Origin of the sequence: Oxynema mangrovii CENA135 (genome assembly GCF_016632315.1) — a bacterium.
Taxonomy (GTDB): Bacteria; Cyanobacteriota; Cyanobacteriia; order Cyanobacteriales; family Laspinemataceae; genus Oxynema; species Oxynema aestuarii.
This window is the reverse complement of record NZ_JAEOXH010000001.1, coordinates 2,956,337-2,977,312: the sequence shown is the minus strand read 5'-3', so window position 1 is coordinate 2,977,312 and position 20,976 is coordinate 2,956,337. Positions and strand designations below refer to the sequence as shown.

At 51.3% G+C, this 20,976-nt stretch carries 17 protein-coding genes and 1 pseudogene; 12 read left to right on the top strand and 6 right to left on the bottom strand.

Annotated elements, in window-relative coordinates; translation table 11 throughout:
• Positions 1-208: 208 nt before the first annotated feature.
• Positions 209-1,711 carry an asparagine synthase B gene (gene asnB, locus JJD41_RS11595; RefSeq protein WP_200666047.1) on the bottom strand — a complete coding sequence of 501 codons (1,503 nt, stop codon included), beginning with the start codon at positions 1,709-1,711 and terminating at the stop codon, positions 209-211.
• Between the two features lie 848 nt (positions 1,712-2,559).
• Between asnB and JJD41_RS11590 the strand changes: the two genes are divergently transcribed.
• From JJD41_RS11590 to JJD41_RS11565, 8 genes and pseudogenes are all read left to right on the top strand, one after another.
• Entirely contained in the window at positions 2,560-2,937 is a 378-nt protein-coding gene (locus JJD41_RS11590; protein WP_168567404.1) for a response regulator, read from the top strand.
• 22 nt (positions 2,938-2,959) lie between these two features.
• A complete protein-coding gene (locus JJD41_RS25355; protein WP_255547277.1) occupies positions 2,960-3,094 on the top strand; it encodes a hypothetical protein in 135 nt (44 codons plus the stop codon).
• A gap of 283 nt (positions 3,095-3,377) precedes the next feature.
• The gene (locus JJD41_RS11585; RefSeq protein WP_200666046.1) at positions 3,378-6,473 is read left to right on the top strand and encodes a PAS domain-containing sensor histidine kinase; all 3,096 of its coding nucleotides are present in this window, start codon (positions 3,378-3,380) and stop codon (positions 6,471-6,473) included.
• A 305-nt stretch (positions 6,474-6,778) separates the two neighbouring features.
• Positions 6,779-6,985: pseudogene (locus JJD41_RS25915) on the top strand (recombinase family protein); the annotation flags it as partial.
• Positions 6,976-8,064 carry an RNA-guided endonuclease InsQ/TnpB family protein gene (locus JJD41_RS11580; RefSeq protein ID WP_200666045.1) on the top strand — a complete coding sequence of 363 codons (1,089 nt, stop codon included), beginning with the start codon at positions 6,976-6,978 and terminating at the stop codon, positions 8,062-8,064. The pseudogene JJD41_RS25915 and the gene JJD41_RS11580, both read left to right, overlap by 10 nt.
• 259 nt (positions 8,065-8,323) lie before the next feature.
• On the top strand, positions 8,324-9,406 hold the full coding sequence (locus JJD41_RS11575) for an adenylate/guanylate cyclase domain-containing protein (RefSeq protein ID WP_200666044.1): 1,083 nt from the start codon (positions 8,324-8,326) through the stop codon (positions 9,404-9,406).
• A 301-nt stretch (positions 9,407-9,707) separates the two neighbouring features.
• The gene (gene clpS, locus JJD41_RS11570) at positions 9,708-10,004 is read left to right on the top strand and encodes an ATP-dependent Clp protease adapter ClpS (protein WP_370583829.1); all 297 of its coding nucleotides are present in this window, start codon (positions 9,708-9,710) and stop codon (positions 10,002-10,004) included.
• Positions 10,005-10,080: 76 nt separating this feature from the next.
• The gene (locus tag JJD41_RS11565) at positions 10,081-10,371 is read left to right on the top strand and encodes a DUF2103 domain-containing protein (RefSeq protein ID WP_200666042.1); all 291 of its coding nucleotides are present in this window, start codon (positions 10,081-10,083) and stop codon (positions 10,369-10,371) included.
• A gap of 91 nt (positions 10,372-10,462) precedes the next feature.
• Here the strand turns inward: JJD41_RS11565 and JJD41_RS11560 are convergent, their stop codons facing one another.
• From JJD41_RS11560 to JJD41_RS11550, 3 genes are all read right to left on the bottom strand, one after another.
• Positions 10,463-11,557: an ABC transporter ATP-binding protein gene (locus JJD41_RS11560; protein ID WP_200666041.1), complete on the bottom strand. Its 1,095-nt coding sequence runs from the start codon at positions 11,555-11,557 to the stop codon at positions 10,463-10,465.
• A 79-nt stretch (positions 11,558-11,636) separates the two neighbouring features.
• Positions 11,637-13,241 carry an ABC transporter permease gene (locus JJD41_RS11555; RefSeq protein WP_200666040.1) on the bottom strand — a complete coding sequence of 535 codons (1,605 nt, stop codon included), beginning with the start codon at positions 13,239-13,241 and terminating at the stop codon, positions 11,637-11,639.
• A 184-nt stretch (positions 13,242-13,425) separates the two neighbouring features.
• Positions 13,426-14,493 carry an iron ABC transporter substrate-binding protein gene (locus JJD41_RS11550; RefSeq protein WP_200666039.1) on the bottom strand — a complete coding sequence of 356 codons (1,068 nt, stop codon included), beginning with the start codon at positions 14,491-14,493 and terminating at the stop codon, positions 13,426-13,428.
• Between the two features lie 342 nt (positions 14,494-14,835).
• Between JJD41_RS11550 and JJD41_RS25350 the strand changes: the two genes are divergently transcribed.
• Positions 14,836-14,964, top strand: a complete 129-nt coding sequence (locus JJD41_RS25350; RefSeq protein ID WP_255547275.1) for a hypothetical protein — start codon at positions 14,836-14,838, stop codon at positions 14,962-14,964.
• A gap of 52 nt (positions 14,965-15,016) precedes the next feature.
• On the opposite strand, the gene JJD41_RS11545 is transcribed toward JJD41_RS25350, so the two are convergent.
• The gene (locus JJD41_RS11545) at positions 15,017-15,604 is read right to left on the bottom strand and encodes a (2Fe-2S) ferredoxin domain-containing protein (RefSeq protein ID WP_200666038.1); all 588 of its coding nucleotides are present in this window, start codon (positions 15,602-15,604) and stop codon (positions 15,017-15,019) included.
• A gap of 698 nt (positions 15,605-16,302) precedes the next feature.
• On the opposite strand from JJD41_RS11545, the gene JJD41_RS11540 reads away from it, so the two are divergent.
• The 3 genes from JJD41_RS11540 (at position 16,303) to JJD41_RS11530 (ending at position 18,665) form a co-directional block, all read left to right on the top strand.
• Entirely contained in the window at positions 16,303-16,566 is a 264-nt protein-coding gene (locus JJD41_RS11540; protein WP_200666037.1) for a hypothetical protein, read from the top strand.
• A 421-nt stretch (positions 16,567-16,987) separates the two neighbouring features.
• On the top strand, positions 16,988-17,503 hold the full coding sequence (locus tag JJD41_RS11535) for a transcriptional repressor (RefSeq protein ID WP_168567416.1): 516 nt from the start codon (positions 16,988-16,990) through the stop codon (positions 17,501-17,503).
• A gap of 418 nt (positions 17,504-17,921) precedes the next feature.
• Complete coding sequence (locus JJD41_RS11530; RefSeq protein WP_200666036.1) at positions 17,922-18,665, top strand: type 1 glutamine amidotransferase; 744 nt, start codon at positions 17,922-17,924, stop codon at positions 18,663-18,665.
• On the opposite strand, the gene JJD41_RS11525 is transcribed toward JJD41_RS11530, so the two are convergent.
• Positions 18,653-20,701 carry a tetratricopeptide repeat protein gene (locus JJD41_RS11525; RefSeq protein WP_200666035.1) on the bottom strand — a complete coding sequence of 683 codons (2,049 nt, stop codon included), beginning with the start codon at positions 20,699-20,701 and terminating at the stop codon, positions 18,653-18,655. The two genes, JJD41_RS11530 and JJD41_RS11525, sit on opposite strands and share 13 nt — an antisense overlap.
• Positions 20,702-20,976 lie beyond the last annotated feature (275 nt).

Here is a 20,976-nt window from a genome sequence, read left to right as displayed (position 1 = left end):
TTGAAAATTTGCCATTTTCCGCGCGATCGCCCCGATTTGACTGCTAAGATAAATCGTAGGAACCCTACGGCTTGGGCGGTCTGCCTAGACCATCTAAGCACTTATCGGGCTATCTGTTAAGCGCCAAGCGAACATTTCGCTCGTGGCGAGGGGTTTTTTGTGTGACGTTTGTCTGGGGTTTGTCTGGCTTTTGTCTTTACTTTGAACCCTAGAGCGGACGTTCGGACCAACGGGCGACGTTATCTAAAATTGGCTCCGGACGGTCGAAAACGTCCATAAAGATTTGATGGTAGTAACATTCTTCGGGCGATCGCAGATTGGCATCGGAATGCTGCCGCGCGTAGCCTTGTGCTGCTTCGGGATCGATCGCCGAGGCGAGCATTTCGCTCAACAAATCGACGGTACCACTGCCTTCATCAAATTGTTCTTTGACCCGCCAGACAATTTGTTCGGGGAGTAAGTCTTCAAAGGTTTTACGCAAAATCCATTTTTCGGTGACCGGGGAACCGACCAGTTTTAATTTCGCCGGAATGCGTTGTCCCAATTCAATCATTTTCAAATCGAGGAAGGGAACTCGTCCTTCGATGGAATGGGCCATCGTCAGGCGATCGACGCGCTGCAAGTTGATATTGTGTAACGAGGTCACCGAACGGCGCAATTCGCGATGGAGGGTCGCTTCGTCGGGAATATCTTTGTAGTAGCTGTAGCCTGCAAACAGTTCGTCGGCCCCTTCTCCCGTGAGGATGACTTTGACGTGTTGCGCGGCGAGACGGGAAGTGAAGTAACAGGGAATCGCGCTGCGAACGAGGTCTTGGTCGTAAGATTCGAGGAAATAGATGATTTCGGGGAGTTTTTCGCGAACTTCCTTCGCGGTAATCGTGTATTCGTGATGGATCGTGTCGAGATGCCGGGAGACTAAGCGGGCGGCTTCGAGGTCTTTGCTGCCTTCGATCCCCACGGAGAAGGTGTGCAGGGGGGATTGATGCTGGCGGGCGATCGCGGCGATCAGGCTGCTGTCGAGTCCGCCGGACAGAAAGGCGCCGAGGGGAACGTCGCTCATCAAGCGCTTGACGACTGCCGTTTCTAAGGTTTCTCGCAGGCGGGGAATCCAGTAGTCCGCATCGGTAGCGAGTTCGGGGTCGAGGTCGGGAACGCTGTAGAACGAGGAAAATCCGGAGTCGGAATGAAACAGACTCCCGGGGGGAAACTCTCGGACGTTGCGACAATGGGGGGCGATCGCCTTGAGTTCCGAGGCGAACAGGAAAGAACCGTCTTTTTCGCCGTAGTACAGGGGTTTGATCCCGATCGGATCGCGCGCCGCAAACAGGGAATCCCCATCGGCGATCGCAAAAGCGTACATCCCGTCAATTTGCTGTAAAACGTCCGTACCGCTTTCTTCGTACAGGTGTAAGATCGCTTCCGTATCGCTGCTGGTGTTGAAGTCGTAGCGATCGCTCAGACCCGAGCGTAACTGTTTGAAATTGTAAATTTCCCCGTTGGCGACGATCGCCCGACTTTTTTGACGACCGTAAATCGGTTGATTGCCTCCTTCCGGATCCATAATACTCAGGCGCCGATGACCCAAGATTCCCTCGACACTGGTGGAGACAAACATCCCCTCCGCGTCGGGTCCCCGGTGAATCAGGGAATCCATCATCGCTTTAACGCTTGTTTGGTCTTTATCGCCCCAAATCCCGGCAATACCACACATAATTCTTTAGTTCTCTTCAATCTCTATTTCAACGCTTCGCCCCGTGCGAGGCATTCGGTGCTTGGATCGATTGCAACACGACACCGAATAGCAACCCTGGGAATTATACATTTTTTTTAGTTTTTATGCAAGGATTATCCAAGGGGGTCTTCCAGAAGCAAACCGTGAAATCTTTTCCAGAATCATGATTTCTACAGAGACATCCCCTCTGACATTGAGATGGTTTTCGGTCTAAAATAATGCAATAGAATTGCAAGTTTATCGCAAAATTTCTGTTAAAACCTAGAGAGCCGATGGGGGAAGCGGTTCGAGAGGGGAACTCAGACGCAACCGCTCGAAGTCTGCATCGGGAGTAGTACCGGAGAGAAACTGGCCGTCAGAGAAACAGGCTCCGTCGCAGTGCAGGAGATTAAGTTACAGTGAATTGACGATATTCTTAGAGAGCAAAGTAACCCCTCAATCCGAACGAGTAGAGCGGGGCGATTCGCCATTTTTAACCGTAATTTTGCACCAGATCCGACAAGGGAGGCGATCTCGTCGTCAAATCTGGCGATCGTCTTGTAAAGCCAACCCAATCCGGATTTTATGCTATCAAAGTCGCCCTACAAGGCTTGTTCTGAGCTTGTCAAAGCCTGTTGCGAGCGAAGCCGAAGGGGAGCAAGGCTTTAAAGCCATTGTTTTTGGTAAGATTTTCCATTCAGTTTTAGAGTAGTCAAGGGGGATCGTCAACCGACTGGAGGCGATCGCCACGGGTCGAACCCGGTTACCCTCGTATTCGTGATGGGAACAGTTTGAGAATCCCGTTGATTTGCCGTGATGGCAAGGGGAGGAGATGGAGCACAAGAAAGATGCCTAAGATTCTGTTAGTTGAAGATAATGAAATGAATCGGGATATGTTGTTACGTCGTCTCAAACGGCGCGGTTTTGATGTGGCGATCGCCATTGACGGAGGTCAGGGAGTGGACATGGCGACCTCGGAAGCTCCGGATCTGATCTTGATGGATATGAGCTTACCCGTCCTCGACGGTTGGGAAGCGACGCGCCGCATCAAAGCCGCCCCGGAAACCCATTCCATCCCGATTATCGCCCTGACCGCTCATGCGATGTCCGGCGATCGCGAGAAATGCTTGGACGCGGGATGCGACGACTACGACACCAAACCCGTAGAATTTCCCCGATTGCTGGAAAAAATTAAATCTCTCATTTCCAAAGAAGCCACCCCGTAAGGGCGCTCTCGACCGAGGGATCGTGGCCGCATCCACGGCTCTACAAGCCGCGCGATCGTCCGTCCCGTCTTCTCGGCGAGCGATCGCCCTCGCCAGGTCTGGCAACGGGGAAACTCGCGGTTCGTTTTCCAAAACGGGAACCCAAAAGTTGCGATAGAATTGCAAAAAAATCGGGGTTTGAAGCGCAAGGGCAAGAGAACCTCTTTTTTTTGTAATTGTATAAATTTGTCGCTATTGCCTTCAAAAAATAGTTGTTAAACTGAAAAGCAAGCCAAACCCTCGCCGATTGAAACCCTCCACATTTCTTGTAGGGGCCGCCCCTACAAGAAATCGCGACCCTCGCCCAGAGGAGAATCGACCCGAGCGCCCCGAAGCGTCGAACGTCGTGCGATCGGACTCGTGCAGGAGTTGCCCCGCAAACCCAGAAGGTCTGTGCAGTTATGGATCTCCATTTCGAGAATTCCCCATCCCGTCTCGTCTGGATTTATACCTCCCTCGGGATGACCTTCGGCTGCGGCTTGACCGTCGGCTGTTGGATATGGGATCTCACCCACCAAGATCTCGGTTTATCCATCGCCGCGATCGCCACCCTTCACGATTCGCAACCGAGTTATTGGCTCTTAGACCTATTCCCCTTCTTGCTCGGCTGGCTAGTCTACCAGCACCGCTTGGGGCGATCGCCCCGTCCCGGAGCGACCCCAGAAACTGACCGTCCCTACCGCAGTGTCGATCCCGGCGAGGCGATCGCCGCCAGTTCCGGCAACCCGGACGATCGCGCCCAACGGGTGGCGGGAAAACCACCGAACGGAGATTCCCAGTGGAACGCCGCCAGTATCGCCCTTTACTGGCAACAAATGCCCCTAGCGGCGATCGGACTCGACCTCGACGGGCGGATCGTCAGTTGGAATCGAGCCGCCGAGCAGATCTTCGGCTATCGCGATCGCGAGGCGATCGAGCGCCCCTTCGCCCCCTTATTAGTCGCGCCCCCCTTTCACGATGCCTTCGAGCGCCTGTGGCACGATTTGCTCGAAGAGCGACAGACCAGTCAAACCACCTACCAAAACCTCACCAAACAGGGGAAAATCGCCGTCTGCGAGTGGTACAACACCCCCCTGATCGACCCCCACGGCCAACTCATCGGCGTCGTCGCCCTCGCCCGCAATATCAGCCAGCAAGTCGAATCGGAAGCCGTTCGCCGCGAAATGGAATATCGCTTTCGCCGCCTTGCCGAAGCCACCTTTGAAGGCATTCTCATCCACAATTGGGGAACGATTCTCGACGCCAACCAAGCCCTCGCCACCATGAGCGGCTACCCCCTCGAAGAATTGATCGGGATCGACGGCTTCGAGTTACTCCATCCCGACTGTCGCGCCTTCGTGCGCGAGCAAATCGCCCGGGGAGAAGAGCGGCCCTACGAAGTGACCGCCTTGAAAAAAGATGGCACGACCTTTCCCGTAGAAATTCAAGGGCGATCGCTGCCCTTCCAGGGAGAAACGGTGAGAGTGGCGGCGATCCGGGATATCAGCGAGCGCAAGCGGTCTCTAGAGGCCCTGCGGCGCAGCGAGGCGCGCTATCGGGCGATTTCCGAGATGGTTTCCGATTTCGTCTATTCCTTCGAGATCGACGCCGACGGAGGCCGGGTACTGGGGTGGCTGACCGACTCGTTCGAGCGGATGACGGGCTATCGCGTCGAGGAGATCGTCCGCCGAGGGGGCTGGCGGGAGTTGGTGCATCCGGAGGACGCACCGCGTTATGACGAGTTTCAGCAGCAATTGCTCGAAAAGCGATCGGCATCCGGGGAGTATCGGATATTCGCTAAAAATGGCGAGGCGTGCTGGTTGCGCGATACGGCGAAATGGGTGTGGGACGAAGAGCAAGGGCGCTACGGGCAGATTTTAGGGTCGGTTCGCAATATCAGCGATCGCAAGCGATCGGAAGCCCAGACCTTGCATACGATGTACTTGTTGCGTAAAAGCGAGGCGAAAAATCGCGCTTTGCTCAATGCGATTCCGGATTTGATGTTTCGCTTCGATCGCGCCGGAACCGTGTTGGATTTAAAAGCTGTCAAAGGGGTGGAGTTGGGAACGAGTCCGGTGCACTTTGTCGGACGCCAACTCGCCGAACTGTTTCCCGCCGAGGTGGCGGATCTGTGCATGAAAGCCCTGGAACGGGCGTTAAAGTGCCACGATGTCGAGATTTTCGAGTATGAATTGAATCTCGACGGCGAACCGTGCAGTTACGAGAGTCGGATCGTGGCGAGTGGGGACGATGAAGTGTTGGCGATCGTGCGCGACATTACCCAGCGCAAGCGCTGGGAACGGGCGGTGAGCGAGAGCGAGGAGAAATACCGCTCGGTGGTCGAGGGGGTGCGCGAGGCAATTTTTCAAACCGATCGCGCCGGACGGCTGACCTTCCTCAATCCGGCGTGGACTGAAATGACCGGATATGCAGTGGGCGAGAGTTTGGGCTGCTCTTTGCTCGATTACGTATATCCGAGCGATCGCCCCAAGTACGCCCAAATGTTCGAGCGGGCGATGGTGAGGGTTCCGGGGGACGACGGCGACGCGATCGCCCCCGGGGACGGAATACCCGATTTTACCGAACCCCATGAAGTCTGTTACTTGACCAAAGCGGGAGAAATGCGGTGGATGGAAGTTAACGCCCGGGTCTGTCTCGACGACGAAGGGGCGATCGTCGGCAGTGCGGGGATTCTCAACGATACCACCGAGCGCAAGCACGCCGAGCAGCAGTTACGGCAAGCGAAAGCGGCTGCAGAAGCTGCCAACCAAGCGAAAAGTACGTTTCTGGCGAATATGAGCCACGAACTGCGAACGCCGTTAAATGCGATCGTCGGCTATAGCGAACTGTTGCAAGAAGACTGGGAAGAGTTGGGCGACGATCGCTCGATCGCCGATTTACAACGGATTCAAACCGCCGGGAAGCACTTGCTCAGTTTGATTAATGATATTTTGGATATTTCCAAGATCGAAGCCGGAAAGATGGAGTGGGAACTCGAAAGTTTCGAGATCGCGTCCCTCGTCGAACAAATCGTCGCCAGCACCCAACCGCAAATCGCCAAAAATAATAACCAACTCGAACTTGTTTACGACCCCCATCTCGGCTCGATGTACGCCGACGCCACTAAAGTTCGGCAGATTTTAGTCAACCTGCTCGGAAATGCGGCGAAATTTACCACCAATGGGAAGATTACCCTGAGTGTCCGCCGGGAAAAAAGCACCTTACGGGCGGCGCGATCGCGCGATCGTGCCGATACGATTGTTTTTTGCGTCAGCGATACCGGGATCGGCATCGCCCCCCATCAGTTGCCCAAGCTGTTTGAAGCATTTTCCCAAGGAGATGCATCGACCACGCGCAAATACGGCGGCACGGGTTTGGGTTTGGCAATCTGTCATGAATTCTGCAAGATGATGGGCGGCGATATTTCTGTGGAAAGCGAATGCGATCGCGGTTCTACCTTTACCGTCCGTCTGAGTGCCGTTGTCGAAACTCCGACAACACCCGGATCTAACCGTTAGTCTTGAGGATAAACAAAACAATACAAGAACCCTTCAACTCGCTAGAATCCAAGAGATGAACCCCTTTGTTTGCTGGAGAATTCCCCCCTTCCCAGATGGCGATCGATGGGTTCGTCCGCTCTACAGCGCGCGATCCGCCGGAGGCGTCGCTTCGCTAACGCACGGCGCCCGTCTTCCCGTTTCTCGACCGTCGGCCTCGATTTTGTAGGGGAAGAAGCTGTAACTAAATAGTTGGACACCTCTAGATATTGTTACCGTATTTGGTAGCAATTATGGGGTAGTCTAGATCGGTAGAATGATATGGAATTGTATTCGCTATTTGTGAAGAGTTTGAAACTGAAGTGGTAATTATCAACAAATCTTCCTCAGAGGTGAATTTCGAGCAAGAGTTGGTAACAGACATGCTTGAACTAATTACCCTGTTCTCTGCATGTCTTTATGCTTCTCGTTCCCATAAGAACAAGAAGCTTATTGATAGCATGGCCAAAGCGGTGGAGGATGTATGCTCTTAGGTTTTAAAACTGAACTGAAATTAAACAATTCCGAGCGAACAGGATTAGCCAAACACGCAGGAGTCGCCCGTCATGCTTGGAACTGGGGACTAAACTTAACCAAACAAATACTAGACCACAACCGGGATAATCCAGAGGATAAAATTAAGTTTCCCACAGCGATTGACCTGCATAAGTGGCTGGTGACCATGGTCAAGCCCGAATGTCCCTGGTACTACGAAGTTAGTAAATGCGCTCCTCAATACGCTCTCAGGCAGTTGTCCGACGCTTGGAAACAAGCATTCAAGAAAGTTAGGAAACCACCAAGGTTCAAGAAAAAAGGACGTGCTGACAGTTTTACGGTTGATGGTTCGCTCTCAGTTGACCATTTTCGAGTTAAAGTTCCTGTGATTGGCTGGCTTAAAACATTCGAGCGCTTGCCTACAGGATATCAACCGAAGTCCTTCACAATTAGTCGTAAAGCCGACAGATGGTTTATTAGCTGGAAAATTGAAGTCGAGCCAACCAATGAGCCTAAAACCCATGCTGTTGTTGGCGTTGACCTTGGGGTTAAAGCACTGGCTACGCTATCAACTGGTGAGGGATTTGAAGGGGCTAAGAGTTATCGCCAATATGAGAAAAAACTCTCACGATTGCAATGGCTGAATCGTCATAAAGAGTATGGTTCGGCCAATTGGAAAAAAGCCCAAATCAAGATAGCCCGCTTGCACCGAAAAATAGCCAACATCCGTAAAGACACATTACATAAGCTCACGACCTATTTAGCCAAAAACCACAGCCGAATAGGAATTGAGGATTTAAATGTCTCTGGTATGTTGGCCAACCACAAGTTGGCTAAAGCGATTGCCGATATGGGCTTCTATGAGTTCAGACGGCAGTTGGAGTACAAATGCCAGTTGTATGGAGCCACCTTAATTGTGGTTGACCGATGGACTCCCTCAACCAAGACCTGCTCTAGATGTCACGCCAAAAAAGACTCAATGCCCTTGTCAGAAAGAGTTTTCCGGTGTGAAAACTGTGGTCTGGAAATTGAGCGGGATTTCAATGCCTCCATTAATTTGGAGATCGCCGCCAGTTAGGTGGTGTTAGCCTGTGGACTGGTGAGTGCCGACACTACCAGGATGAAGCAGGAAATAGGTTCCAAAGATGTCCACTTGTGGGTGACTTTGGGTAAGTCTTATGTAACGGTTCTCAACCCCTCCGTTCGAGGTTCGATCTTCTAAACTTTAGACTGTAAACTTTAAACTCTTTCGCAACTGAGGCGATCGCGATTTCCCCCTTTTGGAATCAACCTTGTCCCATTCAATTCGGGATCGATTTAGATAAAGAGGCTGTACCATGACACTCGACCAAGCTTCAGTGCTTGTGGTAGATGATGTTGAAGCAAACCGAGATTTGCTCTGCCGTCGGCTCCAACGGCAGGGCTACACCGTGCAGGTGGCCGAAGATGGAGTCAAAGCACTGGAGTTGATTCGCGCCGAACCGTTTGATTTGGTGCTACTCGATATCATGATGCCCCAAATGAATGGGTATCAGGTTCTCGAAGAACTCAAAGCCGATCCGAATTTACGTCATATCCCCGCGATCATGATCTCCGCCGTAGACGATATCGATAGTGTCGTCAAGTGCATCAAACTCGGTGCGGAAGATTATTTACCCAAACCCTTCAATCCCGTTTTACTCAAGGCTCGGATTAGTGCCTGTTTGGAGAAGAAGCGCCTGCGCGACCAAGAACAAGCCTTTTTGCGGCAGTTGAAGGAAGAACAGGAAAAATCCGAACGGCTCTTACTCAATATTCTGCCCAAACCGATCGCCGAACGACTCAAGCAAGGCGAACGCACGATCGCCGATAATTTTGCTCAAGTGACGGTGATGTTTGCCGATATTGTCGGTTTTTCTCAATTGTCGGCTCACTTGTCTCCCGCCGAGTTAGTTGAATTTCTCAACGAGATTTTTTCCAAGTTCGACCAACTCGCCGACCATTACGGACTCGAAAAAATTAAAACCATTGGCGATGCCTATATGGTCGTCGGCGGATTGCCCACTCCACGCCCGGATCACGCCGAGGCGATCGCCCAAATGGCCCTCGATATGCTCGTCGATATCAAGCAATTCCGCACCAAATACGGCGAAAGTGTGCGAATGCGGATCGGAATCGGCACCGGTCCGGTGGAAGCCGGGGTTATCGGTACGAAAAAGTTTAGTTACGATTTATGGGGCGATACGGTCAATATGGCTAGCCGGATGGAATCTCACGGGATTCCCGACTGTGTCCAAGTGACGGAAACGACTTATGAATGTCTCAAAGATCGATTTTTATTCGAGAAACGCGGTGCGATTCAAGTGAAGGGGAAAGGGGAAATGGTGACGTATTTATTGGTGGGGAAAAGTGAAGAGGGAAAAGTGAAGAGGGAAGAGTGAAGAGGGAAGAGTGAAGAGGGAAGAGGGAAAAGTGAAGAGGGAAAAGTGAAGAGGGAAAAGTGAAGAGGGAAAAGTGAAGAGGGAAAAGTTCCTGAATCTAAAATCTAAAATCTAAAATGCCCCCCGCGACTCCCCCAGACGCTGGTACACTGGAGGATAAAGATTTGTGCACAACTGCGATCTAGGTCATCCGATTGTCGTGCTACGACGGAGGGCAATGCTAATGGGCACCCAACGAACTGAAAATCCTCGCGCCTTTAAGCCGAGGAGTGTCAATGAGGTAATTGCTACAGTCTTTCCCGTGTCGGCCATAGCGCCGACGGTTACTCCCGATCGCACCGCTCAAGTCACTCGAAAACCTTATCCGAATTATCGGGTCATCGTCCTGGACGACGACTTCAATACGTTCGAGCATGTCGCCACTTGTTTGATGAAATATATCCCCGGAATGACGGGCGATCTCGCCTGGAAACTGACCAATCAAGTACACTTTGAAGGTCAGGCGACTGTCTGGGTCGGGCCGTTAGAACAGGCGGAATTATATCACCAACAACTGAGTCGAGCGGGGTTGACCATGGCGCCTTTAGAACAGGCATGAGCGGCGATGCTGCTTTGGAGCCGCTTCGCGATCGCCCGGTAACACTCTCTTTTCTGTAATGTGAGTAAACTTTAACATGGGTAATCCCGGCGGCGGGCGTTTAGTCCTCAACCATTCCACAAATTTGCCCGGTTTAATTCCGGTTCTGGAACGCTTGGTAAAAGTTTCCGGAGTTCAAACCGTCACCCCCGGGGTTATCGGACGGGCAAAAGGTCACTGTCCCCACCTGCGTCTGAGAGTGTCGGTTCCAATTCGCGGGGGCTACAAGGCGATCGCCCGTCAGGGAAAAACAGTGCAAGAAGTTTTTATTATCACCAATTTAAGCAAAAAAGACTTAGAAGAGGCGATTAAATCGGCGAAGAAATAGGAAATCGCCCCTGTTTTGAGCGGATGAATCATATCGATCGCAGAGCAACCGTAGGGGCGAACCCTCAAAACTCTACCGCCCCTACTTCGAGCTATCTCCGGGGAGTTTGAGCCGGAAAGACCCGTAACGCCTCTTGGGGGGCGATTAACTTGACCCGAGTTCCGATCGCCAATGCGGGTTCGCTCGTCGTGCGCGCGTGCAGTTCCCGACCGGAAGGGGCGATCAAACAGTAGCGATGTTCTCGTCCGAGAAATTGGCGATCGCGGATCGCGACCGGGGCGCTGTCGTCCGGTTGCAAATGCAAATCTTCTTCGCGAATCATCAATTCGGCATCCGCTATTCCCGTCGATTCCCCGGTCACTTTGCTGTCAATTTCATCCTTCGCCAGGTTCGCTACGAAGGATCCGACCTCGGTTTCCCAAACTTGACCGTTGCGTTGGGCGGGCAGAAAATTGGCTTGGGTGACAAATCCGGCGACGAAACGGGAGGCGGGGTAGCGGTAAATCTCTTCAGGGGTTCCCAACTGTTCCAAATGTCCGCCGCACATCACCGCAACTTTATCGGAAATCGCTAATGCTTCCTCGCGATCGTGGGTGACGAAAATCCCCGTGGTTCCGGTCGTTTTGAGAATTTTACGCACTTCTTCGCGCAGGTAAAGCCGCACTTGTACGTCTAAATTACTCAACGGTTCGTCGAGCAAAACGAGGGCGGGTGAGGGGGCCAAGGCGCGGGCTAAAGCGACGCGCTGACGCTGACCGCCGGAGAGTTCGTGAGGATAGCGCCGTTCGAGTCCGGTGAGTCCGACCAGGGCGATCGCATCTGCAACCCGTTCGCGAATCTCGGTTTTACCTCCCGGTTGCAGTCCGAAGGCAATATTGGCAGCAACGTCGAGATGGGGAAAGAGGGCGTATTCTTGAAACACCATGCCCAAATGACGCCGTTCCGGGGGAATCCAAACCCCCGGCGCCGCAACGGGTTCTGAGTTAATGGCGATCGCGCCGTCGTCCGGTCGCTCGAATCCGGCAATTAAGCGCAATAAGGTCGTTTTACCGCAACCGGACGGCCCGAGCAATCCGAGGATTTCCCCCTTATTCAAACTCAGGGAAATGCGATCGACGGCGGGGGCAAAACTTTTAGAGAAGGTTTTGCTAACGCGGTCTAAGGTCAGAATCGGAGAGTTGGTCATTGCAGGTGAAGGAAGGCAAGAGGCAAAAAGCTAAAGGCAAGCGGGAACAGTACCCATCTAAAATCTAAAATCTAAGATTCTAAACTTTTTGTCGGGTCAAGAGTAAGGTGGACGCGGCGGAAACGAGGAGTAAAGTCAGGGAAGCTGCCGCAGCATCGGTAAAGGCGACATCTTCGGTGGCTTGCCAAATTTGAGTGGCTAGGGTTTTAAACCCGATGGGGGCGAGTAACATGGTGGCGGGTAACTCCTTGATGGCGGTCAAAAAGACCAGAACGGCACCGCCGAGGATGCCGGGACTGACGAGGGGTAGGGTAATTTCGCGTAAGGTTTGCCAGGGCGATCGCCCCAAACTGCGGGCGGATTCTTCTAATTGTGGATTGACTTGTAACAAGCAACTGCGGATCGTTCCCACGGATTGGGGCAGAAATAAGACTAAATAGGCAAATACCAGCATTGGCAAGGTTTGATACAGCCAGGGCAGGTAATTGGCGCCTAAAAAGACCAGGGAGAGGGCGATCGTGATCCCGGGGAGTCCGAAGCCGATGTAAGTACACCGCTCGATCGCCGTGGTCAGGCGTCCGGGGAAGCGCACGGCGAGAATCGCCACGGGAAGGGCAAATAAAGTGGTGACGACGGCGGCAGATCCGGCGGCGAGGATCGAGTTAAAGGCGGCTTCCCAGGTATCGACGGGGATTTTTCCGGCGCTCAGACCCCGACCGAGCCAAAAGACGGTGACGGCGAGGGGAAGGAGTAACCCCAACCCGGAGACGATCGCGCATAAGGCGATCGCGATCCCTTTCCACGGTCCTAATTTAATCGTGGGCGGTACCCGACTGCTCCCGGAACTCTGGCTGTAGTAGGCGGCCCCGGTTCTGACGCGATATTCCAGCCACAAAATCAGCCAGACGAGTAACACGAGAACCAACGCCAGGACGGCGGCGGAGTGGCGATCGAAGCTGGTCTTATATTGAGTAAAAATCACTCGGGTGAACGAGTCGAAGCGCATCAAACTCGGGGTTCCGAAATCGCGCAGGGCGTAAAGGGCGACCAGTAACCCTCCGGCGACGAGGGAAGGGCGCAATTGCGGTAAGGTCACTTGCCAAAAGGTTTGCCAAGGATTGCGGCCCAAACTGCGCGAGGCTTCTTCTAAAGCTGGGTCGATCCCTTGTAAGCCGGAACGCACGGAAATGAGTAAATAGGGATAAGTAAATAAGGTCAGCGACAGCAGCGCTCCGGGCCAGCCGTAAATGGAAGGCAGTTCGCTGACGCCGAGGGGTTCGAGCAACAGTTGCAGCCAACTGCCTCGGGTGCCGAAGGTGGCAATTAAGGCGAAGCTGCCGACGTAACTGGGGACGGCGAGGGGTAAGGTGGTGGCGATCGCCCAAAAGCGCCGTCCGGGGAGATCGGTGCGGGTGGTCAGAAAGGCAAGGGGAATGGCGATCGCGGCGGAACAGAGGGTCACCCCGAGGGCGAGGGTCGCACTGCCTGCAAACACTTCTAAGGTTTTACCGCGCGAGAGCAGTTCCCCAATGCGATCGCCTCCCGCTCCTGCGGCGCGCACGAACAAATATGCTAAGGGGGTAAAAATGGCGATCGCGACGGTTGCCGCCGCCGCTACGAGCAACAGGGGCGGTCCGGAATATCCGTACCCCCCCCAAATTTTCAGTGTTTTTGCGAATTTCATGCCAGCCTGGATGGTATTGTCTGACTCTCGGCCCCGGCGCCCGCGCGATCGACAGGGGAATCTGCTTTGCAGACGCTTCGCGATCGCCCCCCACTAGCGAACCGTTTGACCGACGACCCGATCTAGAATATGCCCAATTGCCTCGGTTTGTTCGCGTCGGGGACGGCGATCGCCCCATGCCGTTTTAGAGCACTCCCGAGTCTTGCAACAGTTTGAGGGTGGCGTCGAGATCGTCGAGATTGCTCAAATCGATCGTTTTGTAGTCGATCTCTGCGAGAGGTTTGAGATCTTTCGCCGCCTCAATTCCACTCACCAAGGGATACTCGTAAGTCTCGGTAGCAAAATATTTCTGGGCGTCTTCCTCTAACAGAAAGCCGATGAATTTCTGGGCGGCTTCCGGGTTTTTGGCGCTGTCGAGAATCGCAACCCCCGCCACGTTCACCAAGGAACCGACATCGTTGGTGTAGTGGTGTGCCACGGGAACGTCTGGATTTTCCGCTTTCAGCCGTTCTAAATAATAGTGGTTGACAAACCCGACGGCAATTTCCCCCCGCGAAAGGGCTTCGACAATTGGCGTATTTTTGGGATACACCTGCGGGTTATTCGCTTTAATCCCTTCGAGCCATTGACGGGCTGCTTCTTCTCCCTCGCTGACCCGCAAGGCAGTCACGAAGGATTGAAAGGAGCCGTTAGTCGGCGCCCAACCGATTTTTCCTTCCCATTTCGGATCGGTCAAATCCATAATCGAGGCGGGCAATTCTTCCGGTTGGACTAAATCGGTGTTGTAGTCCACGGTTCGCACCCGTCCGGTGACTCCGACCCATTCCCCTTCGGGAGAACGGTAGCGTTCGTCTACTTTAGAGAGCAATTCTTGCGGGATCGCGGTGGTGCGCTCGGCTTTTTGCAAGGCGCCGAGCGCTCCGGCATCCTGCGCGAAGAACAGGTCGGCGGGACTGTTTTGTTGTTCTTCGAGAATCGCGGCGGCGAGTTCGGCGGTGTCTCCGTAGCGGATTTCGACCTCTACTCCGGTTTGGGTTTCAAATTTCTCGATCAGTTCGCCGACGAGTTTTTCGCTGCGTCCGGAATAGATGACGAGTCCCCCTTCGGCGGGCGCACTGGCGACGGTGGCTTCGCTGCCGGAGGTTGCGGTATTTTCGGCTTGCGGTGTGACGGTGTTGCTCGAACAGGCGATCGCCACGAAACCACTGGCAACCGTCAACCCGAACAGACTCAATATTTTTCTTCTTTTCACGCCCTTCTCCTTACGGTGTCACTCAACCTGGCTTAATTAGAAAAAGTCTCAATTACTCGGAAATTCTCCAAATCTATGAATAGAGGATTTAGACAAGCCCGTCAAGCTTACTGCAAAAAATTCTCGAAAATTTAGGCGGATTGGCGGGAGTTTGAGGGTCGATCGCCCAATTTTTAGGAAGAAATCGCAATAAAAAGGGGATAATTTGGCTTTAATTCTCCAAAATATCGCTTTAAAAACTTTTTTAGCCGTAAACGAGCGATTTTTTGCTGTATTAACTTTGATGTTGAACAATCTACCCAATTGCTATTGCAAATCTTTAAAAATAAAATCTTGACAAATATGACGTTATTTGTTACGAAAATTACCGTTTCCGGCGAAGGGGGAATCTCGATCGCGGCGATCGCTCCACCTACTTACAGCAGCCAAAAACAACAAAAAAAAGATTCTCTTCCCGCGATCGCCTCGTGAGGCGGGAAGAGAACGACAAAGCAAGGGAAAATTGGCAAATTTTAGGCAAATTTCAAAGATGTTTTGCGATTAATTGGGGAACTTCTTTCGGTTTAAACTTCGTGTAACGAGTTTTATCCGGCATGACCACCACGTTCGGCCCGAGTTTACACCGACTCATGCACCCGGTCGCCTTAATTTTCACCCGATCTTGCAAACCACTCTCGCGCAAGCTCTCTTCCAACGCCTGACAAACCGCTTTCCCGCCACGCTTGCGACAGTCGGATTTCTGACAGATGAGAATTTTAACGGGTTTATCCGGCGCCGGAGCCGTTTCGCTTTCTAACTGGCAAGGACTGGCACTGGTGTACTGTTGGCAGATCTCGGCTGGACTGGCGGGCAAGACCTGACGGGCTTTGAGTTTGAGTTTCCCGGTTTTCAGGTTGAGTTTGCGCTTACCGCTTACCCGGATGCGATCGCCGCGATTGAGGGCGTCGGACAAGCTGGCGCGCTCTTTCTTCGACAGGCTCAGATCGATGGTTTGGATGCCCTCGGCGGTGGCGATGCCAAGCTGTTTGGCTTTCTTATTTTTTTTATCGAAGAAACCGAGTAAGCGTCCTTCTAAAGCAAATTTCGAGACTTGTTGATGAGATTTACCCATTGTGGTTGGTAGTAAGTCGTGGTTTGCGATGCTTTTAAACAGATCGACGGCTCGGCAACGGCGATCTCGCGTGTTTCGCACTTCGCTCGTTCCCGTGGCAATCGCCGTGTCTGAAACTCAAACTTTCGAGGTAAAATTTGAGAAAAATTTGCATTAATTAAATTAACGATGGCTCTTGGGTGTTTCAGGACTCTGGGGAGCGAGCACCTCCCCGTTGGCGATCGAATCTTCGATCGCGCCTTTCCTTTCCACCATAAATCAACTGATAAATATTCTCATCTACCTAACGAAAGGATTTAATAAAACTTTACATTACAACCGAACGATGGCGCCCTAGATGCAGGTGGGGGAGGCGCCCGTTGGGGATCCGATTCCCATGGAAGGGGATCGATCCTGGGGTAAAAGGGGGCAGCTTGGGCTAAGCTAGAGGCAGAACAGGCCATCAGGGCCTAACTTCCCGAACCGCCTGGTCTTTTCGAGAAGAGAACACCCGGGCACAGAAGGGAGAGTTTTTCCCTCTTCTGTGCCGTTGTCGTGTCTCGTTGACGATCGCCCCTTTCGATCGGCGTGTCATCTACTGGCGGGGTCGGGGATTCGATCTCGGCGGTCAACGGGTTCGGGTCGGATGGACGGGCGATCGCGCTTCCACTGCCATACCATCCCCAGCCTCGATTTTTTTGCCAAGGAGTTCTGTCAACATGTCTTCGCCTACATCCCCAGTCGAGTCCGACGGGATGGAGTCCAAATTATTAGAAGGGATGGGCGACCCGCGTGCGATCGCTGCTAGCGAGCATGGCGATGTCGCCGCTCCTCCCCGCCAGACGGTCGATCCGGGGTCTTCACCTTTAAAAGAAGTGGCTCGCTTTAAACCGACGATCGCCCATTTCTTAGATGAAGACGACCCCGAACGAACACCAGAACGCTGGTGGCACCGCCGTCAAGACTCCAAACCGACGTTTTAACCAGCCCAGTGCTGCTCCGTGCTAGGGCGCAGCCTCCCAGATCGGGGGAAGTGAGATCGACAACGAGACTTCCCCCGGTGCGATCTTTCACCGTCGATCTTCAACGAACTGCAAGCCGAAGCGAGCGCCAACTCCCCCAACCATAAGCGTTCCAGGTACCGACGGGGAGAGGCGATCGGATCGCGACTCCGTAGGAGTATTGCCCCTCAGTTTTCTAGAGATCTGGAAAATTAATGAGTTTTTATTGCAATAAAGCTCCAATTATCCTCTAAGCTACTAGAGAGCTTGTTGCAGAATATTCTCAACAACTTTCCCTCGGCTCCGGGAGACCCTCGTGCGATCGCGCCCCTCCCTCGAAAGCCCTGGCGATTGCGGTTGCCAGTTCCTCGACCGACCAGATATTCAGACCGAAGAGCGACTTATGAGCATATACAATGCGGCGGCATTGAAAGCCGAACTCAGGCAACGGGGTTTTCGGATGACAGCCCAACGAGAAACCATTTTGAGGGTCTTTCAAACCATTCCCCAAGGAAAGCATCTCAATGCGGAGGAATTGTACAATATTCTCCAACATCAAGGGGAAAAAATTAGCGTTTCCACCGTTTATCGCACCCTCAATTTGATGGCAAAAATGGGGATTTTACGCGAACTCGAATTCGCCGAAGGCCACAAACACTACGAACTGAACAAACCCTCCGAACTCCACCATCACCTCATCTGTGTCGAATGTCGGCAAACCGTGGAATTTAAAAGCGATTGGATTGCCAAAATTGCGAAAAATCAAGCCAAATCTAACGAATTTGAATTACTCGACTGCCAGCTAACCCTTCATTGTGTTTGCTTGGAAGCCTTTGAGGAAGGTTGGCCCTATTGTCTTCCCGAAGATTGGGTCTGTCCCAAATCTCAACGCCATCGCTCCAGTTGCGAACCCCATTAAACCGCCCAATTTGGCAAAGCGAAATTCTGCGAGTTTTCGGACGAAAAGAATGCTGAAAACTACAGAAAATTTTCAACAAAATGAAGAGTGAAAAGTACGAATGATTCGGCGATCGCCGGACTTTTTCGGAGTATTGGGACGAGATTTTCTATTCTTTGTCGAGAAAATTTTAAGATACGTTGAAGCGGCTCGGAAGGTTAAAGAATAGCGAGAGGCGATCGCCTTCGGATTGGCGCCATCTGTCTGCGCCGAGGGGGTTGGAAATTACCATTCTTTGATGAATGGATGACTCCAGCCGCATTTTGGCGAAATCCTTTAAGATAGAGGATGGCGAGACAGGCGATCGTCTCCCGATCGCGCTAAGCTGTTTGAATACAGAGAGCCTCTGTCCTCCCCGCTCAATTTGTCATAGATAAAGATGAAACAGCACCCTACTGGCCCCAGAATTTTGGCCATCCAACACGCCGATTGTGAAAATCTTGGTTACTTTGAAACGGTCTTGCGTCAACTCAAAATTCCTTTCGATTATTTGGATGTTTCGAGTGGCGAAACTTTTCCTCTAACCTTAAACAACTACACCCACTTGATTATTTTAGGCGGATTTATGAGCGCCTATCAAGAACGGGAATATCCCTGGCTGCGTTACGAATGCGATTTGATTGAATATGCATTGGAACGGGAGATAGGAATTGTCGGGATTTGTTTGGGGGCTCAGTTAATTGCCAAAGTTCTCGGCGCTTCAGTACAAAAGGGCGATCGCGGTTCCGAAATTGGATGGTATGACCTGGTGTTAACTCCCGAAGCCCAACAAGATCCGCTCTTGAAAGAATTTCCCCAACAATTGAAAGCGTTGCAGTGGCATGGGGACACGTTCGATCTACCAGAAAACGCGGTGAGATTAGCTAGTTCTAGCAAGTATGAAAATCAAGCCTTTCGCTATGGCGATCGCGTTTGGGGATTGCAATTTCATTTAGAAGTGACTGAAGACATCATTCAGCGCTGGTTGGTAAATCACAACCAACGCCATCCAGTACCGCAACAAATTCCTCCTTATCCGATTCAGAAAGCAACCTCGAAAAATTTGCCAAAGTTTCAGACCATGGCCGATCGATTTATAGAGCAGTTTATTGCGGTCACGACTCCAGTTTCTCAGTCCTCTTGAGATAACGATCCTTTTCCTATGTGATTGAGGAAGATTTCCTCGGCATCGAGATCTTCTTCTTCTCCGATTAACTCGACGATTTTTTCGTACAAGTCGATCTGCTTTTGATAACTATCGATTTCTGGATTGTCGTTATCCACCTCATGCCACATGCCGAGTACACTCTTAGCCAGAGTCAAGTCTTTTTCTTTCAAAGCAATATTAATTTTGATTTTGCAATAGGTCACGTATTCAACAATATGAAATTCTTGGACTTCAAGGATCGGTTTCAGAAGTTCTTTTGCTTCGTCAATGCGATTTTTCAATAGTTCTAGGTTAGCCAAACCCAAACGACCCATCAAGTAATCGGGATGCTTTTGATGAATTTCTTGAATAAGTTTTTCTGCTTCTTCACCGCGATCCTGTAATTGATAAGACCCGGCCAAATTGTACAGTATCTCCCTCGCACCTGGCTTGGATTTTAAAGCTTTTTTGAGTAGTTGTTCTGCTTTAACGCCTTGCCTTTTTTTCAGGGCAAGAACCGCCTTTTCTAGCAATGCTTGAATATGAGGCTCGTGAGAAATTCTGGGTTCGTAATCGATAGTCAGGCCTTGTAATACAATATCTTGCCATTTTCCTTGAATCCAGAGGCGCACGGATTGACCGTGCTTTAGGATTTGACAAGCCATTAAAATTTGGCTTCCATTCAAGCGCATCCGATCGGGACCGCGATCGCTGAAGACAAACTCACGCAAGATTTCTAATAAGTTTGGAGTCTGCAACATAGAGATCGACATCATGGCAAATTCTCTGGCCTCGGGACTGCCGCGATCGAGTAAAATGGGAACGATCTTTTCGATCTCTGGATGCTGTTGGAAATAACTTTGAGCGATTTCAGCCTTGGTGGTTTCATCGTCTAGATCTCGACCTTGAATTAAGGAAGTTAGATCGTTAAAGGCCTTTCTGTAAATCCAATTAGAGATGGGAAAAGGCCAAGGTGCGTGTCGATCGCTTATCGGTCGATTGGCATCTCTGAGGTTGCTCGACACCAGCTCGTTATGCGGTGAAAGATCGAGGGATTTTTGCCAATACTGACGGGCTTCAGTTTCGCGACCTTCTCGCAAGGCAGCTACGGCAACCAAGTGGTAAAACATCGGTTGCTCTCGGTCGTAAAAACTTTCTTCAGCTTTGAGGCGATCGGCGATCTCTAAAATCGTTTTGTTGTCTCCAAAATACGAGAGAGTTTCGACTACCTTGAGCAAAAATTCCGGGTGTTCTGACTCCATTTTTAGGAACTTATTTAACTCGGTTTGAGCCTCCTCACATTTTCCTTGAAGATATAAAAATTGCGTGATATTTCCTTGCGCGTGAAAGTTATTCGGATCGAGGGCGATCGCCTCCCGGGCTGTGGCTAGGGCGGCTTCGCTATTCTCCTCTCGATAATAAGACTGGGCGAGATGGTTGAGGGCGCGAACGTAGGTCGGGCAAATTTGTAAAATTTCCTCGAAAAGCTCTCTTCCTCGGTCGTAGTGACCCCGTTCGATTAAACTTTGACCTTTGTCTTGCAATGTCAAGATTTCTTCTGCTCTGGGTTCACCAGAAAGACCACTATCTGCTATCCAACCTTCTAATTCTTGCTCGATCTTTGCGATGTTATTTTTGATTTCAGGAGCCATGTTCGCCTGGGGATATTTCTCCAGATAAGTGCGTAAAGTGCTGAGGGCTGCAACGGCACGGCTGTTATATAAATAACTATTTGCTAGGTGAAATAAAACGGATTGACTATTGGGATCGATTTCTAGAATTTGCTCGCAGATCTCTTCCTGATTCAGATAATCATTAATTTTCGTGTAGTATTCGAGATAAAATTTGAGAACATCGATGGAATTTGGATATTTTTCTTTGAGTTCGTCTAATAAACTCTCTGCTTTATCATAATTGTCATGTTTTAAAGCTTTTTCGACTTGGAGGAGACCCGTTTTTAATTGGCTCGCACTGCTGCCAAATCCTTTTCCCCCAGACGATGCCCATTTTTTACCTTGATTTTTCTTAGCCATATCGATCTAAGTTCCTTGCGTCAAGTAATCATGCGGAAGTGGAAACATGGACGATCGCGCGATCGCCGGAAACGAGTTGTGAAAACTCAAAGAGATTTTATCATAGCTCGGATCGTTGTAAATGGCACTGAATTTGAGTCGGTAAATTCATCAAAAAGCGCTTTCCTTAGATTTTTTGGGATCGAAATGCAAAAATATGTTCACTGCCCCATCAATAAAACTCACGATCGATTACAAATCGATTATTTTTTAGGATTTAAGCGATCGCAACTTAA

Excerpts from the sequence above, each read along its gene's own strand:
- asnB (WP_200666047.1), bottom strand. The coding sequence starts at position 1,711 with ATGTGTGGTATTGCCGGGATTTGGGGCGATAAAGACCAAACAAGCGTT.
- JJD41_RS11555 (WP_200666040.1), bottom strand. The coding sequence starts at position 13,241 with ATGAAATTCGCAAAAACACTGAAAATTTGGGGGGGGTACGGATATTCC.
- JJD41_RS11540 (WP_200666037.1), top strand. The coding sequence starts at position 16,303 with ATGTCTTCGCCTACATCCCCAGTCGAGTCCGACGGGATGGAGTCCAAA.
- JJD41_RS11535 (WP_168567416.1), top strand. The coding sequence starts at position 16,988 with ATGAGCATATACAATGCGGCGGCATTGAAAGCCGAACTCAGGCAACGG.
- JJD41_RS25350 (WP_255547275.1), top strand. The coding sequence starts at position 14,836 with ATGACGTTATTTGTTACGAAAATTACCGTTTCCGGCGAAGGGGGAATC.
- JJD41_RS11565 (WP_200666042.1), top strand. The coding sequence starts at position 10,081 with ATGGGTAATCCCGGCGGCGGGCGTTTAGTCCTCAACCATTCCACAAAT.
- JJD41_RS11575 (WP_200666044.1), top strand. The coding sequence starts at position 8,324 with ATGACACTCGACCAAGCTTCAGTGCTTGTGGTAGATGATGTTGAAGCA.
- JJD41_RS11530 (WP_200666036.1), top strand. The coding sequence starts at position 17,922 with ATGAAACAGCACCCTACTGGCCCCAGAATTTTGGCCATCCAACACGCC.
- JJD41_RS11560 (WP_200666041.1), bottom strand. The coding sequence starts at position 11,557 with ATGACCAACTCTCCGATTCTGACCTTAGACCGCGTTAGCAAAACCTTC.
- JJD41_RS11525 (WP_200666035.1), bottom strand. The coding sequence starts at position 20,701 with ATGGCTAAGAAAAATCAAGGTAAAAAATGGGCATCGTCTGGGGGAAAA.
- JJD41_RS11545 (WP_200666038.1), bottom strand. The coding sequence starts at position 15,604 with ATGGGTAAATCTCATCAACAAGTCTCGAAATTTGCTTTAGAAGGACGC.
- JJD41_RS11590 (WP_168567404.1), top strand. The coding sequence starts at position 2,560 with ATGCCTAAGATTCTGTTAGTTGAAGATAATGAAATGAATCGGGATATG.
- JJD41_RS11585 (WP_200666046.1), top strand. The coding sequence starts at position 3,378 with ATGGATCTCCATTTCGAGAATTCCCCATCCCGTCTCGTCTGGATTTAT.
- JJD41_RS11580 (WP_200666045.1), top strand. The coding sequence starts at position 6,976 with ATGCTCTTAGGTTTTAAAACTGAACTGAAATTAAACAATTCCGAGCGA.